Here is a 14,547-nt window from a genome sequence, read left to right on the forward strand (position 1 = left end):
GCTGTCAAGATTGCGCAATCGCGCCGATTGCGTATCATTCCAGGCTTGATCGCTCTGGAAACAACCCATGCTGCCCACTATCGAACAACGCCTTGCCCTTGAACTTGCCGCCAAACCGGTGCAGGTTGCCGCCGCCATCGAACTGCTCGACGAAGGCGCCACCGTGCCCTTCATCGCCCGTTACCGCAAGGAAGCGACCGGCGGCCTCGACGATATCCAGCTGCGCCTGCTCGAAGAGCGCCTGCGCTACCTGCGCGAGCTGGAGGAGCGGCGCGCCGCCATCGTGGCCTCGATCACGGAACAGAACAAGATGACGCCCGCGCTGCTGGACGCCGTCATGCACGCGGAAGACAAGACGCGCCTGGAAGACCTGTATCTGCCATATAAACAGAAGCGCCGCACGAAGGCGCAGATCGCCATCGAAGCGGGCCTGATGCCGCTGGCCGACGGCTTGCTGGAGAACCCGGAACTGACGCCGGAAATGGAAGCGGGCAAGTTCCTGCGCGAGGCGTTTACCAGTGCCGACGGCAACAACCCGGGCGTGGCCGACACCAAGGCGGCCCTCGACGGCGCGCGCCAGATCCTGATGGAGCGCTTCGCCGAAGACGCAACGTTGCTGCAAACCTTGCGCGAATACGTGCAGGAACACGGCATCGTCGAATCGAAAGTGGTGGAAGGCAAGCAGGACGAAGGCGAAAAATTCGCCGATTATTTCGACTACTCGGAAACCATTTCCACAGTGCCATCGCACCGCGCGCTGGCGCTGCTGCGCGGCCGCCGCGAGGGCATCCTCGACGTCACCCTGCGCCTGGACACGGAAGCGGAAAAACCGAAATGGGATGCGCCGCACAATCCGTGCGAAGGCCGCATCGCCGCCCGCTTCGGCATCAAGCAACAAGGCCGCCCGGCCGACAAATGGCTGGCGGACACGGCGCGCTGGACCTGGCGCGTGAAAAGCTTCATGCACCTGGAAACGGAACTGATGGGCGCGCTGCGCGAACGCTCGGAACTTGACGCGATCAACGTGTTCGCCACCAATCTGAAGGCGCTGCTGCTGGCCGCGCCGGCTGGCCAGCGCGCCACCATGGGCCTCGATCCCGGCCTGCGCACGGGCGTCAAGGTCGCCGTGGTCGACGCCACCGGCAAAGTGGTCGACACGGCCGTGATCTACCCGCACCAGCCGAAGAACGACTGGGACGGCTCCTTGCACACCTTGGGCCGTCTTGCCGCCAAGCACAATGTATCGCTGATCTCGATTGGCAACGGCACCGCTTCGCGCGAAACGGACAAGTTGGCGCAAGACCTGATCAAGCAGCATCCGGAAGCGAAGATGACGAAGATCGTCGTCTCGGAAGCGGGCGCGTCGGTGTATTCGGCGTCCGAGTTTGCCTCCAAGGAATTGCCGGACATGGACGTATCGCTGCGCGGCGCCGTGTCGATCGCGCGCCGCCTGCAAGACCCGCTGGCCGAACTGGTCAAGATTGACCCGAAATCGATCGGCGTGGGCCAGTATCAGCATGACGTGAGCCAAAGCCAGCTGGCCCGCTCGCTCGATGCCGTGGTGGAAGATTGCGTGAACGCCGTGGGCGTGGACGTGAACACGGCGTCGGCACCGCTGCTGGCGCGCGTGTCCGGCCTGTCGGCCAGCGTGGCGCAAAGCATCGTCAGCTACCGCGACATGAAGGGCGCGTTCACCTCGCGCGCCGCGTTAAAGGCCGTGCCGCGCCTGGGCGACAAGACGTTCGAACAGGCGGCCGGCTTCCTGCGCGTGATGGGCGGAGAGAACCCGCTCGATGCTTCGGCCGTCCACCCGGAATCGTACCCGCTGGTGGAAAAGATTTTGGCCGACATCAAGAAGGACATCAAGGCCGTCATCGGTGAAACGGCCCTGCTGAAAACCTTGAGCCCCGCAAAGTATGCGGATGACACCTTCGGCGTGCCGACCATTTCCGACATATTGAAGGAACTGGAAAAGCCGGGCCGCGACCCGCGTCCGGAATTTACCACCGCCACCTTCAAGGAAGGCGTGGAAGAAATCCGCGACTTGCGCCCGGACATGATTCTCGAAGGTGTCGTCACCAACGTGGCCGCCTTTGGCGCCTTCGTCGACATCGGCGTGCACCAGGATGGCCTCGTGCACATCTCGGCCCTGTCGAACACGTTTGTGAAAGATCCGCACACGGTGGTCAAGGCGGGACAAGTCGTGCGCGTCAAAGTGCTGGAAGTCGACGAGAAGCGCAAGCGCATCGCCCTGACCATGCGCCTGACGGACAGCGCGCCGCAGGCGGGCAGCAAGCCCGAGCAAAAGGGCGACCGCAACGACCGCCGCAGCATGGCGCAGCACCAGTCGCAGTCGCGCAACGCGCCCGAGCCGGCCGGCAGCATGGCCGCCGCCTTCGCCAAGCTGCGCGGCTAAGCCCATGGCCGCCGGGCATGACCTTGTCATCCTGGCGGTCGACGCCGCCAGGCCGGATGCGCAGTTGCTGCTCGACGAATTATCGGCAGCCTTGTTGCGCATCAACGGCGACAGCGGCCGCGCCTCCTTCTAAGCGTCAACGTGGCTGACTTGCCCGATTTATGACTTGAGCGCATACCGGTGCCGGCGTTTTCTTATAAAATGACGGCATCTATTTATTTACCCATCAGAGGCAGCTATGAGCGACGTACAAACCTGGATCAAAGAAACCGTGACGAACACGCCAGTCGTGCTGTTCATGAAGGGCACGGCCCAGTTCCCGCAGTGCGGCTTTTCCGGCCGCGCCATCCAGATCCTGAAAGCCTGCGGCGTGGAAAACATCGCTACCGTCAACGTGCTGGATGACCCGGAAGTGCGTCAGGGCATCAAGGATTACTCGAACTGGCCGACCATTCCGCAGCTGTATGTCAAAGGCGAGTTCATCGGTGGTTCCGATATCATGAATGAAATGTTTGAATCAGGCGAGCTGAAGTCCCTGCTCGATGCCTGATAGCCAGCTTGCGCGGCCGCGCCGTATCGTCGTGGCCATCACGGGCGCCACGGGCGCCGTGTATGGCTTGCGGCTGCTGCAATTGCTGGTCGCCATCCCCGGCGTCGAGACGCATCTGGTCTTGTCCGATGCCGCTGTTTTGACCCTGCACCAGGAAACGGGCGTGGGGCGCAAGGACATCGAAGCGCAGGCGCACGTCGTGCACAAGCTGCGCGACATCGGCGCGTCGATCGCCAGCGGCTCGTTTCAATCGGATGGCATGGTCGTCGCGCCGTGCTCGATGAAGACCCTGGCGGCCGTCGCGCACGGCTTGTCCGACAATCTGATCACGCGGGCCGCCGATGTGGTGCTCAAGGAGCGCCGGCGCCTGATTTTAATGGTGCGCGAGACGCCGTTCAACCTGGCGCACCTGCGCAATATGACGGCCGTGACGGAAATGGGCGGCATCATCTTCCCGCCCTTGCCGAGTTTTTACCACCACCCGCACAGCATCGCGGAGATGGTCGACCATACGGTGGCGCGCGTCATCGACCTGCTCGATATCGAGCACAGCCTGGCGCCGCGGTGGCATGGCTTGAAAAACCCGGCCCCGTCAGCAGCAAACTAAAAACTGCATGACAAACTACGCACGCGGCGATGCCTGACAAAAGCGTGACGAGCGCAAGGAAGAGGTGCTCGAGAAGTGCAACCGGACACTATACGGTGAGCATCGCAGACCGCCTATGCCGATGCGCAGCAGCTTAGCTCAGGCATTCACCAATCAACGCTTCTCAAACTGAACGGCACTGGCCTGCTTCAAATCCCTGGCTTCTTCAACCATCCTGCGGTGGGCTATCCGTTTGCGCATCACTTCCGCATGCTGCGCGGCAGTCATGGGCGGCACGGTCATCAAGTCTTTCAGCTGCGCGGTGTTGCTGTAGTTACTTTTCATAAGACGGCTCAAATGCTCGGCTCCGTAGTGGATGAACTGGCTGTTTCTGATGTGATTATGCGCTGGTATTGGCCGCCGCGCTGCTGAGGACGGGATTATTATCGAATAATCCCGCTGCAGCGCAACATGCGAGGTCTTATTGTGCTGCAAAATCATGTCTCCAGTATGACCCTGCGCAAAAAAAAGAACAGTAGATCCGCTACCGGCAAAAAGCGGGCAACGGCGGCGTGTCGACGCCAGAATGCTTACTTTTGGTAGTTGACTCTGACCAGCATGCGAATAAATTCGCGCGCGATTTGCCGATGATGTTCATCTAATCTTTGTAAATCAGCAATTAATTTTACGTCGGCCGACTCAAACCGCGACAAGGCGCTGCCCGCTTCACCGTTCGGCGTGGCACTTTCCGGGCCGCCAAAGCGCAACCATTCAGCAGGCACGCCCAGCCATTGGGCAATCATGCGCAACTTCTCTTGTGTTGGAATTGCTTCACCTACCAACCATTTCCTAGCTGCATGCACGGTAATCGGACGCCCGTCGAAACGGATATTGAATTCCCGGGCCAGTCTGGTCGGGCTGTCTGGAGAATAATGGGCGTTTTTGAGAGCCAACTGAAGTCGCTGGCTGAAGCTTTCGCGTTCGTTAGAAGAATTCATAGGTGTACTATTTCATGTTGTAACATGAAAGTCAGTTTCTTGAATGACCATACAGATTGTTACATTTGAAAAATGCATTAATTAACAATTAACACTCCGGCAGGGCTTTTCAGGTAAAAAACCGGGCCGAATTTTCTCTTGTGATCCTGCGTGGCTTCGGGTCAAATTCGCGGCTGGCCTTGATTTTCGCACTGCAGCACGATTCAAAGCCTCGGTTTGGCACTACAACGTACGGTATCCGATAATGCCCTCGTCTACGGATTCGCGCAATGCTCATGTAATACAATTTCTCGCAGACAAAGTTTTCAGAAGGGCCATTTTGTTTTCAATATAGAAACAGAAATATCAGTGTTCTCCTCGTGATACCTTGTTTTTTGGTCGTTCTCGTTGGCGAGTGTGAGCGCCAAAAATTTTACTGCCATCTTCGTGGGAACAATGTCGTCATTACGCCAAGAAAGCTCTTTTTGGTGTCATCTTGGCCACCAACTCTCGATCTTAAGCGCGTTTGTGCGCGAAGAATCAATTTATTTTCAGTAATTGTTGCCTGAATCGCCAAATCACGGCCCCAACGCCGCAGTTTTTCTTTGTTGCGGTACGGGCAAGGCACGCTACAATAGAGTTGACGTTGACGTAAACGGCACTTTACCGCCCAGCCTGCCCATCAGCACCCGATGCTTTCTACCGACCACCCATGCAACCCTCACCGCCCGCACAGATGACGACCTATACCATTACCGAACTGGCACGGGAATTCGACATCACGGCACGCGCCATCCGTTTCTATGAAGACCAGGGCTTGCTCAGCCCGAAACGCGAAGGCGCGGGCGGACGCAACCGCGTCTACACGCCGCGCGACCGCACCCGCTTGAAACTGACCCTGCGCGGCAAGCGCCTGGGCCTGGCCCTGTCGGAAATCAAGAGCCTGGTCGACATGTATGAAACGCCGAAGGATACGCGCGCGCAGATGGACCGTTTCATCGGCGTGCTGGCGCAGCACCGCCAGACCCTGGAGCAGCAGCGCATCGATATCGAAATGGCGCTGGCGGAAATCAGCGCGCACGAAGAGGCATGCGCGCGCATGCTGGCGGACTTGAACGATGGCAAGGCGCACGCCCTCTAGGAAACGGCGGCCAGGCCCTGCCTGGCCGCGCCGCGCCGTGCGCGCCCTTCGCTTTACGTTTACGTAAACGTCACAACTGAGTATCATAGCTTCACTGACCCGGCATCCATGACCGCCACACTTATAACGACGAGGACGACATGCTCCATCTTCCAGGCTTGACCTTTGACCACGGCGACGACATCGCCTCCTTGCGCGAAGCGATCCAACAATTTGCCGCCGCCGAAATCGCGCCGCGCGCGGCCGACATCGACCGCACCGACCAGTTCCCGATGGACCTGTGGCGCAAGATGGGCGACATGGGCTTGCTCGGCATCACCGTCAGCGAAGAATACGGCGGCGCCGGCATGGGCTACCTGGCGCACATCATCGCCATGGAAGAGATCTCGCGCGCCTCGGCCTCCGTCGGCCTGTCCTACGGCGCCCACTCGAACCTGTGCGTGAACCAGATCAAGCGCAACGGCACGGCCGAGCAAAAGGCCAAGTACCTGCCAAAACTGATCACGGGCGAGCACATCGGCGCCCTGGCCATGTCCGAGCCGAACGCGGGCTCGGACGTCGTCAGCATGAAGCTGCGCGCCGACTTCAAGGGCGACCGCTGGGTCTTGAACGGCACCAAGATGTGGATCACCAACGGCCCTGACGCGGACGTGCTGGTGGTGTACGCGAAAAACGACCTGGAAGCGGGCCCGCGCGGCATGACGGCCTTCCTGATCGAAAAGAATTTCAAGGGTTTCTCCATCGCGCAAAAGCTCGACAAGCTGGGCATGCGCGGCTCGCACACGGGCGAACTGGTATTCCAGGATTGTGAAGTGCCGGCCGAAAACGTGCTCGGTGGCCTGGGCAAGGGCGTCAATGTGCTGATGTCGGGCCTTGATTTCGAGCGCACCGTGCTGTCCGGCGGCCCGCTGGGCATCATGCAGGCCTGCATGGACCTGGTCGTGCCCTACGTGCATGACCGCAAGCAGTTCGGCCAGCCCATCGGCGAATTCCAGTTGATGCAGGGTAAGCTGGCCGATATGTATTCGACCATGATGGCCTGCAAGGCCTATGTCTACGCCGTGGGCCAGGCTTGCGACCGCGCCACCACGCCGGAAGCCGTGCGCCAGTTGCGCAAGGATGCGGCCGGCGCCATTCTGTATAGTGCGGAGAAGGCGACCTGGATGGCCGGCGAGGCGATCCAGGCACTGGGCGGCAACGGCTACATCAACGAGTATCCGGCCGGCCGCCTGTGGCGCGATGCCAAGCTGTATGAAATCGGCGCCGGGACCAGCGAGATCCGCCGCATGCTGATCGGCCGTGAATTGTTTGCGGAAACCAAGTAATCACGGCACGGGTGCGCGGATGTCGACTGGGTGACGAGCCATTGATGCGAGCAGACACATGACGCAAATTGCCTTCCCTAAATTGCTTTCTTCCCAGATCGCATTCGATATTGCGCGCACCATCCGCGAAGGCTTCGACAAGCATTACCGGCTGTTTCGCCAGACCAGCCAGGAAGCCAAGCAGCATTTCGAGCAAGGCGCGTGGCCCACGGCGCAACAAGCGGCCCGCGAGCGCATCGACTTTTATGACAAGCGCGTGCAGGAATGCGTGCAAATGCTCGAAGATGAGTACGAAGAGTCGGAGTTGACCGATGAAGTGTGGCGCGAGCTGAAATTGCACTACATCGGCATGCTGAGCGACCACAAGCAGCCTGAACTGGCGGAAACCTTCTTCAATTCCGTCTGCTGCAATATCCTGCACCGCACCTATTTCCATAACGATTTCATTTTCGTGCGTCCCGTCGTGTCGACCGAATATATCGAGACGGAAGAACCTGCGCCCACCTACCGCGTGTATTACCCGAGCAAGGACGGCTTGCGCTTCACCCTGAAGCGCATCGTGACGAATTTCCAGCTGAACTGCGAATTCGCCGACCTGGAACGCGATGTGATCCAGGTCGAAGCCAGGCTGTACCAGCTGTTTGGCGGCCACAAGCTGGAACCGAACCACCAGATCCAGGTCCTGACGAGCCTGTTTTACCGCAACAAGGGCGCTTACCTGATCGGCAAGGGCATCAACGGCAATGGCGAATATCCATTCGTCGTGCCCATCTTGCACAACCGCCACGGCAAGCTGGTGCTCGACACGGTGCTATTCGAGCAGCAACAGATTGCCGTGCTGTTTTCGTTTACGCGCGCATATTTCCTGGTGGATATGGAAGTGCCGTCGGCCTACGTGCAATTTCTCCGAAGTTTGCTCCCACGCAAGCCACGCAGTGAGATTTATACGATACTGGGCTTGCAAAAACAGGGCAAGACCTTGTTTTACCGCGACTACCTGCAACATCTGAAACACTCCTCGGACCACTTTGAGATCGCCCCCGGCATCCGTGGCATGGTGATGCTGGTGTTTGCGCTGCCGTCGTTTCCCTACGTCTTCAAGGTGATCAAGGATTTTTTCCCGCCGCCCAAGGAAACCACGCGTGCTCAGATCAAGGAGAAGTACTTGCTGGTGAAGCACCACGACCGCGTGGGCCGCATGGCCGATACGCTCGAGTATTCGAACGTGGCCTTTCCCCGCACCCGCTTTGCCGACGAACTGCTGGCCGAGCTCAAACATTTCGCCCCCTCGCTGCTCGAGGAGGACCATGAACAGATCATCATCCGCCACCTGTATATCGAGCGGCGCATGGTGCCGCTGAACATGTGGCTGAGCAATGCCGAAAAGGAAGGCCGCGATGACCTGGTCGAACACGGCATCGTGGAATATGGCAATGCCATCAAGGAACTGGTCGCGGCAAACATTTTCCCTGGTGATATGTTGTACAAGAACTTTGGCGTCACGCGTCATCAGCGTGTCGTTTTTTACGATTACGATGAAATCGAGTACATCACCGATTGCCAGTTCCGCGCCATCCCCGAGGCGCGCACGGAGGAAGAAGAAATGTCGGCCGAACCCTGGTATCCCATCGGCAAGCACGATGTGTTTCCCGAACAATTCGGTCGCTTCCTGCTGGGCAATCCCCGCATCCGCCGCTATTTCATGCAACACCATGCCGACCTGCTGACGGCGCAATACTGGCAGGCGCGCAAGCAGCGCATCCTCGACGGTCATATCGAGGACGTCTTCCCCTATCCGCAGCACCTTCGTTTCTGCAAGCAGCCGCAATTCCCAACCCCTACCGGAGATCCAAATGAATGATCCAGTCGTAATCGTCGGTGCCGCGCGCACCCCCATGGGCGCCTTCCAGGGCGACTTTGCCAACGTTACCGCCAGCGACCTGGGCGCTGTCGCCATCCGCGCCGCCGTCGAGCGCGCCGGTATCGCGCCGGACGCCGTCGAGCACGTCTTTTTCGGCAATTGCCTGATGGCCGGCCAGGGCCAGGCGCCCGCGCGCCAGGCCTTGCGCAAGGCCGGCTTGCCTGACTCCACCGGCGCCGTGACCCTGTCGAAAATGTGCGGCTCGGCCATGCAGACGACCATGTTCGCGCACGACACCTTGCTCGCCGGCAGCGCCGACGTGGTGGTGGCGGGCGGCATGGAGTCGATGACCAACGCCCCCTACCTGGTGCCGAAGGCGCGCGGCGGCTACCGCATCGGCCACGGCATGATCTATGACCACATGATGATGGATGGCCTGGAAGACGCCTACAGCCGCGATGAAAAGGGCAATGCCCGCTCGATGGGCACGTTTGCCGAAGAGTGCGCCAGCCAGTACAGCTTCACGCGCGAAGCGCAGGATGCGTTTGCCATCGAATCCGTGAAGCGCGCGCAAGCGGCCACCAAGGATGGCAGTTTTGCATGGGAAATCGTACCCGTGACCGTCTCCGGCCGCGGCGGCGACACCGTCGTCAGCATCGATGAAGGCCCGCAAAAAGCCCGCCTGGAAAAAATCCCGACGTTAAAAGCCGCCTTCAAGAAGGACGGCACCATCACGGCCGCTTCGTCCTCGTCGATCAACGATGGCGCGGCGGCCCTGGTGCTGATGCGCGAATCGACGGCGAAAAAACTCGGCTGCACCATCCTCGCGAAAATCCACGGCCACGCCACGCACGCGCAGGCGCCGAACGAGTTCACGACCGCCCCCATCGGCGCGGTGAAAAAACTCTACGCCAAGACGGGCTGGAGCAGCAGCAATGTGGACTTGTTCGAGATCAATGAAGCCTTCGCCGCCGTACCGATGGCCGCCATGCACGACCTCGACATTCCACACAGCAAGATCAACATCCACGGCGGCGCCTGCGCGCTGGGCCACCCGATCGGCGCCTCGGGCGCGCGCATCATCGTCACCCTGCTGGGCGCCCTGAAGAAAACCGGCGGCAAGCGCGGCGTGGCGGCCCTGTGCATCGGCGGCGGCGAAGCGACGGCGATGGCGATCGAACTGGTATAAGCGCTTCCTCAGCACGGGCGCGCACCAAGGTTCACGGTGCGCGCCTTTTCATTTGATTATCCAGGGAGAAAAACATGCCTACCGCATTGATCATCGGCGCCTCGCGCGGCATCGGCCACGCAATCGTGCGTCAATACCGCCACGACGGCTGGCGGGTGATCGCCACGGCGCGCACGCCGGACGCCTGCGAGGCCCTCAGGCAACTGGGCGCGGAAGCGCACCAGCTCGACGTGACGGATGTGGAAGGCTGTGCCGGCCTGGGCTGGAAGCTCGACGATGAAAAACTCGACGTGGCCATCCTCAACGCGGGCGTGTATGGCCCCCGCCACGACGGGTTTCCTGCGCAAGCCGATTTTGACCTCGTCATGCACACGAACGTGCTGGCGGCCATGCGGCTGCTGCCGATATTGGCGCCGCTGGTGGCTAACGCCAAGGGCAAGCTGGCCGTGCTGTCCTCGCACATGGGCTCCCTGAGCGAGCGCGGCAACCCCAGCGGTTCGCTGTACCGCGCCAGCAAGGCCGCCTTGAATTCCGTGCTGATCGACACGTCCCTCGTGCATGGCCCGCAAGGCGTCAGCTGCGTCGCTTTCCACCCGGGCTGGGTACGCACGGACATGGGCGGCGCCGGCGCCGATATTTCCCCGGAAGAAAGCGCCGCCGGCATCCGCACCACCCTGGCCAGCCTGCCGGCCACGGACAAGGCCGTGTTCCGCAACTACGACGGCAAGCCCATAGGCTGGTAAGCCCCCGAAGCAACTCCACCATAAAAAATACGAGACGACGTCCCATGATACTCAATGAAGAACAATCGATGATCCAGGAAGCGCTGCGCAGCTTTTCGCGCGAGCGCCTGGCGCCCAACGCGGCCCGCTGGGACAAGGAACATCATTTCCCCAAGGAAGAATTGCAGGAACTGGCCGCCCTGGGCGCCTTTGGCGTGGCCGTGCCGGAAGCGCTCGGTGGCGCCGGCCTCGACTACGTGTCGCTGGCCCTGGTGCTGGAAGAAATCGCCGCCGGCGATGGCGGCACCTCGACCATCATTTCCGTGAATAATTGCCCCGTGTGCAGCATCGCCATGATGTATGCCAACGATGCGCAAAAGGAACAGTGGCTGCGTCCGCTGGCGCAAGGCGCCATGCTCGGTGCATTTTGCCTGACGGAACCGCACACGGGCAGCGACGCCTCGGCCCTGCGCACGACGGCCACCCGCGACGGCAATGAATACGTGCTCAACGGCACCAAGCAGTTCATTACCAGCGGCAAGTACGCGGACGTGGCCATCGTCATGGCCGTGACCGACAAGGCCGCCGGCAAGCGCGGCATCAGCGCCTTCTGGGTGCCGACGAATACGCCCGGCTACATCGTGGCGGGACTGGAACAGAAGATGGGCCAGCACTCGTCGGACACGGCGCAAATCCTGTTCGACAACTGCCGCATCCCGGCGGAAAATCTGATCGGCGAAGAAGGACAAGGCTACAAGATCGCCCTGTCCGGCCTGGAAGGCGGACGCATCGGCATCGCCTCGCAAGCCGTGGGCATGGCGCGCGCCGCGTACGAAGCGGCCTTGCAGTACGCGCGCGAACGAGAAAGTTTCGGCAAGCCCATCTATGAACACCAGGCCGTGCAATTCCGCCTGGCCGACATGGCCACGCAGATCGAAGCGGCGCGCCAGCTGATACGCCACGCGGCGGCCATGAAGGATGCGGGCCTGCCCTGCCTGAAGGAAGCGGCCATGGCCAAGCTGTTTGCGTCGGAAATGGCGGAAAAAGTGTGTTCGGACGCCATCCAGGTGCACGGCGGCTATGGTTATGTGTCCGACTTCCCCGTCGAGCGCATCTACCGCGACGTGCGCGTGTGCCAGATTTACGAGGGCACCAGCGATATTCAGAAGATACTCATCGCCAGGGCTTTATAAAAGCAGTCAAAGTCTCGGCGCCTTGAGCAACCGTAGCGAGCAAGCCCGATATCGGCTTGAGTAACGCAGCCGTACTGAAGTACGGCGAGTAACGCCGAACCGAGAGCGGGCTGCGCAGTAGGTTTATAAACGCGCCCACCAGACGAAAAAAAAGCCCGCTAGCGCGGGCTTCGTTCCAATGTATTACCAATGCTTTAATCGTGTCATGGACGCCAGTGCTATCTGCAAAGTGCCTCCTGATTTTCGGACTCCCATGCTATCTGCATGGTGACTCCAAGTGTAAAATCGACCATCGTATCCGGAATTACAAAATCCATTTCTTCGCACTGTCACGCCATCGACATTACACCTGTCGGTCGCCGCGCTGAAACTGGATGGTGAGATGATTTGTTGCCAAATCTCAATCACTGAACGGAGTATAGCACAGCTTTTTGTGCGGCGCAACAACGAATTGAAGCCATACCTTAAATCAAGTCCTTAGCGCCAGCGGCTTGTCTTCTTCGCCGCCACGGGCCACTCTTTCGTATTCGGAAATCACTTGCGCGCCCAGCAGCAGCAGGGTGGCGCCGATTTCCAGACTGAACATGACGACGATGGCCGTCGTCATCGAGCCATACACGACATTGACCTGCGACAAGGTGGAAAAATACCAGACCAGCACGTGGCGGGCGATTTCCCACAGCAGGGCCGCCGTCACGCCGCCGATCAGCGCATGCGTGATCGACAATCGTCCCACCGGCATGACCAGGTAAATCGAGCTGAGCACGAGAATCTCTCCCGCCAGCCCCAGCAGATACAGCAGCACGCCGGAGACGCCTTCCAGGCCCCAGTCGTGGCGCAAAAAACGCACGCTTTCCTCGCCCATCACCTGCAAACTGCCCGCCACCAGGGTGATGAGCAAGATGCCCACGCCCAGGCACAGGATGTAGCAGTACGGCAGCACGGCGGAAATGAGGAAATGGCGGCGCCGGATGGCGACGCGGTGAATGAAAATCACGCTCATGGCGTTTTCCAGCACGGTAAACGCCAGCGAACTGAAAAACAGCATGGTCAACAGCAGCAGCCAGCCGATCACGCCCCGGTTGTCGAGGAAATGCGCGATCTCGCCCACGATGGCCTTTGATTGTCCCGGCACCAGCCATTCCAGGTAATGGCCGATTGTCTGCAGCAATTCATCCTGCGCGATCACGTGCGACAGGGCCACCACCACCAGCATCAGCAGGGGCACGATGGACAGCAGCGAGTAATACGCGACGGCGCCCGCCAGCAGCAAGCCCTGGTTGGCGCGGAAACCCTTGAGCACCTGCAGCGCGAAGGCCAGCGGGTGGCTGAGGATGTAGGTACTGGCGTGGCGGTTGATCATGGCGGAAGCGGTGTAGAAGGCGGCGCGGCCTCGTGCCACGCCTGATCACACTAGCATACTGACAATCGCCCCGCTGCACCGTACGCTAGCAGACGGCCGGCTCCAGCAGGGTCAGGGTTTGCCGGTCCGCATCCAGGGTCGCCAGTATGCCCATCGGTAGCGTGAACTGGTGGCGGATGTGGCCAAACGAGTAGCCGCTGACGGCCGGCACGCGCAAAGGCAGCAAATGCTGGTCCAGGGTGGCATCGAGGCTCAGCGCCGTGTCGCCCTCGGCCGCCTCGCAATGCTCGAAGATGCCCAGCATCAAGGCCGCCGCGTGCTGGAAACCGACGGACAGGTCGAGCTGGCACAACATGCGGTCGATGCGGTACGGCACTTCATTGATTTCTTCGAGGAACAAGATATGCTCGCGGAAATCGGCCGCATACGGCGTGCCCGCCAGCGCGCTGACCAGGCACAGGTTGCCGCCCGTCAAGCGTCCCGTCGCCTGGCCGCCGTGCACGGTGCGGATGGCGAAGTTCGGCTGCGTCTGCGCGCGGCGGTGGTTGTCCAGCGCCATCGGGATCGTGTAGCTGTCTTGCGGCGTCATCAGCACATTGCGCAGCTGCGTCACCGTGTAATCGGAAAACGTCGATGAAGCCACGGGGCCGTGGAAGGTTACCAGGCCCGTCTGGCTGGCGATGGCCAGGTGCAGGGCCGTGATGTCGGAATAGCCGATCAGCACTTTCGGATTGCGCTGGATCAAGCCATAGTCGAGCAGCGCCAGCAGCGAAATGCAGCCGGAGCCGCCACGGATGGCCCAGATCGCCTTGACGTCGGGATCGGCGAACGCCGCGTGCAGATCGTCGAGGCGCTGCCGCACCGTGCCCGCATAGTTGCCGTGCACGGCGCGGATATTCGCCCCCAGGCTGGCGCGCAGCCCCAGCGATTCGATATTGCGCTGGGCCTGGGCGATGGCGTCTTCATCCGTAAAGCCGCCCGGCGCGATGATGGCGACCAGGTCGCCGTCGCGCAGGCGCGCCGGTTTGATCAATGCGTGGTGCTGTTGCATGCGTTTGTCCCTCCCTTGCGCGGCCGCCGCCCACGCCGGTGTGCCTGCCGCCCCCACGGTGGCGGCCAGCAAGCCGCCGAAGCGGCGCCGGCTGAGATTGGTCTGACTGGACATGCGGCCCTTTCCTGGAATAAAAAACGGCGACGCCAGGCGCCGCCGCACGAGGTTAGCAT

At 60.8% G+C, this 14,547-nt stretch carries 14 protein-coding genes; 10 read left to right on the forward strand and 4 right to left on the reverse strand.

All coding sequences use genetic code 11. The annotated features are described in order from the left end of the window. Positions 1-67: 67 nt before the first annotated feature. The 4 genes from AC3RCJ_RS00925 (at position 68) to AC3RCJ_RS00940 (ending at position 3,573) form a co-directional block, all read left to right on the forward strand. Positions 68-2,416, forward strand: coding sequence for a Tex family protein (locus tag AC3RCJ_RS00925; RefSeq protein ID WP_492964212.1), 2,349 nt, complete (start codon positions 68-70; stop codon positions 2,414-2,416). Positions 2,417-2,420: 4 nt separating this feature from the next. Further along, complete coding sequence (locus tag AC3RCJ_RS00930) at positions 2,421-2,549, forward strand: hypothetical protein (RefSeq protein WP_492964211.1); 129 nt, start codon at positions 2,421-2,423, stop codon at positions 2,547-2,549. A 105-nt stretch (positions 2,550-2,654) separates the two neighbouring features. Next, positions 2,655-2,966, forward strand: a complete 312-nt coding sequence (grxD, locus tag AC3RCJ_RS00935; RefSeq protein WP_034753766.1) for a Grx4 family monothiol glutaredoxin — start codon at positions 2,655-2,657, stop codon at positions 2,964-2,966. Continuing rightward, positions 2,959-3,573 (forward strand): UbiX family flavin prenyltransferase, encoded by a 615-nt coding sequence (locus AC3RCJ_RS00940; protein ID WP_492964210.1) that lies wholly within the window; start codon positions 2,959-2,961, stop codon positions 3,571-3,573. The genes grxD and AC3RCJ_RS00940 overlap by 8 nt, the downstream gene beginning before the upstream one ends. 153 nt (positions 3,574-3,726) lie before the next feature. On the opposite strand, the gene AC3RCJ_RS00945 is transcribed toward AC3RCJ_RS00940, so the two are convergent. After that, positions 3,727-4,053, reverse strand: coding sequence for a hypothetical protein (locus tag AC3RCJ_RS00945; protein WP_492965820.1), 327 nt, complete (start codon positions 4,051-4,053; stop codon positions 3,727-3,729). 89 nt (positions 4,054-4,142) lie between these two features. Next, positions 4,143-4,550: a hypothetical protein gene (locus AC3RCJ_RS00950; RefSeq protein ID WP_034753756.1), complete on the reverse strand. Its 408-nt coding sequence runs from the start codon at positions 4,548-4,550 to the stop codon at positions 4,143-4,145. A gap of 715 nt (positions 4,551-5,265) precedes the next feature. On the opposite strand from AC3RCJ_RS00950, the gene AC3RCJ_RS00955 reads away from it, so the two are divergent. The 6 genes from AC3RCJ_RS00955 to AC3RCJ_RS00980 all read left to right on the forward strand — a co-directional run bounded on the left by AC3RCJ_RS00955 (position 5,266) and on the right by AC3RCJ_RS00980 (position 11,960). Then, complete coding sequence (locus AC3RCJ_RS00955; protein WP_492964219.1) at positions 5,266-5,670, forward strand: MerR family transcriptional regulator; 405 nt, start codon at positions 5,266-5,268, stop codon at positions 5,668-5,670. Between the two features lie 140 nt (positions 5,671-5,810). Then, positions 5,811-6,995: an isovaleryl-CoA dehydrogenase gene (locus AC3RCJ_RS00960; protein WP_086137446.1), complete on the forward strand. Its 1,185-nt coding sequence runs from the start codon at positions 5,811-5,813 to the stop codon at positions 6,993-6,995. A 58-nt stretch (positions 6,996-7,053) separates the two neighbouring features. Next, entirely contained in the window at positions 7,054-8,856 is a 1,803-nt protein-coding gene (gene aceK, locus AC3RCJ_RS00965; protein WP_492964209.1) for a bifunctional isocitrate dehydrogenase kinase/phosphatase, read from the forward strand. Beyond that, the gene (locus AC3RCJ_RS00970; RefSeq protein WP_492964208.1) at positions 8,849-10,045 is read left to right on the forward strand and encodes an acetyl-CoA C-acyltransferase; all 1,197 of its coding nucleotides are present in this window, start codon (positions 8,849-8,851) and stop codon (positions 10,043-10,045) included. Before aceK ends, AC3RCJ_RS00970 begins: the two co-directional genes overlap by 8 nt. Positions 10,046-10,119: 74 nt before the next feature. Next, positions 10,120-10,788 (forward strand): SDR family oxidoreductase, encoded by a 669-nt coding sequence (locus AC3RCJ_RS00975; RefSeq protein ID WP_492964207.1) that lies wholly within the window; start codon positions 10,120-10,122, stop codon positions 10,786-10,788. A 44-nt stretch (positions 10,789-10,832) separates the two neighbouring features. Then, positions 10,833-11,960, forward strand: a complete 1,128-nt coding sequence (locus AC3RCJ_RS00980; protein WP_492964206.1) for an acyl-CoA dehydrogenase family protein — start codon at positions 10,833-10,835, stop codon at positions 11,958-11,960. 469 nt (positions 11,961-12,429) lie between these two features. On the opposite strand, the gene AC3RCJ_RS00985 is transcribed toward AC3RCJ_RS00980, so the two are convergent. Both AC3RCJ_RS00985 and AC3RCJ_RS00990 read right to left on the reverse strand, forming a co-directional pair. Beyond that, positions 12,430-13,323: a YihY/virulence factor BrkB family protein gene (locus tag AC3RCJ_RS00985; RefSeq protein ID WP_492964218.1), complete on the reverse strand. Its 894-nt coding sequence runs from the start codon at positions 13,321-13,323 to the stop codon at positions 12,430-12,432. 85 nt (positions 13,324-13,408) lie between these two features. Further along, complete coding sequence (locus AC3RCJ_RS00990) at positions 13,409-14,488, reverse strand: S66 peptidase family protein (protein WP_492964205.1); 1,080 nt, start codon at positions 14,486-14,488, stop codon at positions 13,409-13,411. Positions 14,489-14,547 lie beyond the last annotated feature (59 nt).

The organism is Janthinobacterium sp. GW822-FHT07H11 (genome assembly GCF_058798615.1).

Coding starts and splice junctions, on each gene's coding strand:
- AC3RCJ_RS00970 (WP_492964208.1), top strand. CDS start 8,849: ATGAATGATCCAGTCGTAATCGTCGGTGCCGCGCGCACCCCCATGGGC.
- grxD (WP_034753766.1), top strand. CDS start 2,655: ATGAGCGACGTACAAACCTGGATCAAAGAAACCGTGACGAACACGCCA.
- AC3RCJ_RS00980 (WP_492964206.1), top strand. CDS start 10,833: ATGATACTCAATGAAGAACAATCGATGATCCAGGAAGCGCTGCGCAGC.
- AC3RCJ_RS00955 (WP_492964219.1), top strand. CDS start 5,266: ATGACGACCTATACCATTACCGAACTGGCACGGGAATTCGACATCACG.
- AC3RCJ_RS00960 (WP_086137446.1), top strand. CDS start 5,811: ATGCTCCATCTTCCAGGCTTGACCTTTGACCACGGCGACGACATCGCC.
- AC3RCJ_RS00975 (WP_492964207.1), top strand. CDS start 10,120: ATGCCTACCGCATTGATCATCGGCGCCTCGCGCGGCATCGGCCACGCA.
- AC3RCJ_RS00990 (WP_492964205.1), bottom strand. CDS start 14,488: ATGTCCAGTCAGACCAATCTCAGCCGGCGCCGCTTCGGCGGCTTGCTG.
- AC3RCJ_RS00925 (WP_492964212.1), top strand. CDS start 68: ATGCTGCCCACTATCGAACAACGCCTTGCCCTTGAACTTGCCGCCAAA.
- aceK (WP_492964209.1), top strand. CDS start 7,054: ATGACGCAAATTGCCTTCCCTAAATTGCTTTCTTCCCAGATCGCATTC.
- AC3RCJ_RS00930 (WP_492964211.1), top strand. CDS start 2,421: ATGGCCGCCGGGCATGACCTTGTCATCCTGGCGGTCGACGCCGCCAGG.
- AC3RCJ_RS00940 (WP_492964210.1), top strand. CDS start 2,959: ATGCCTGATAGCCAGCTTGCGCGGCCGCGCCGTATCGTCGTGGCCATC.
- AC3RCJ_RS00985 (WP_492964218.1), bottom strand. CDS start 13,323: ATGATCAACCGCCACGCCAGTACCTACATCCTCAGCCACCCGCTGGCC.
- AC3RCJ_RS00945 (WP_492965820.1), bottom strand. CDS start 4,053: ATGATTTTGCAGCACAATAAGACCTCGCATGTTGCGCTGCAGCGGGAT.
- AC3RCJ_RS00950 (WP_034753756.1), bottom strand. CDS start 4,550: ATGAATTCTTCTAACGAACGCGAAAGCTTCAGCCAGCGACTTCAGTTG.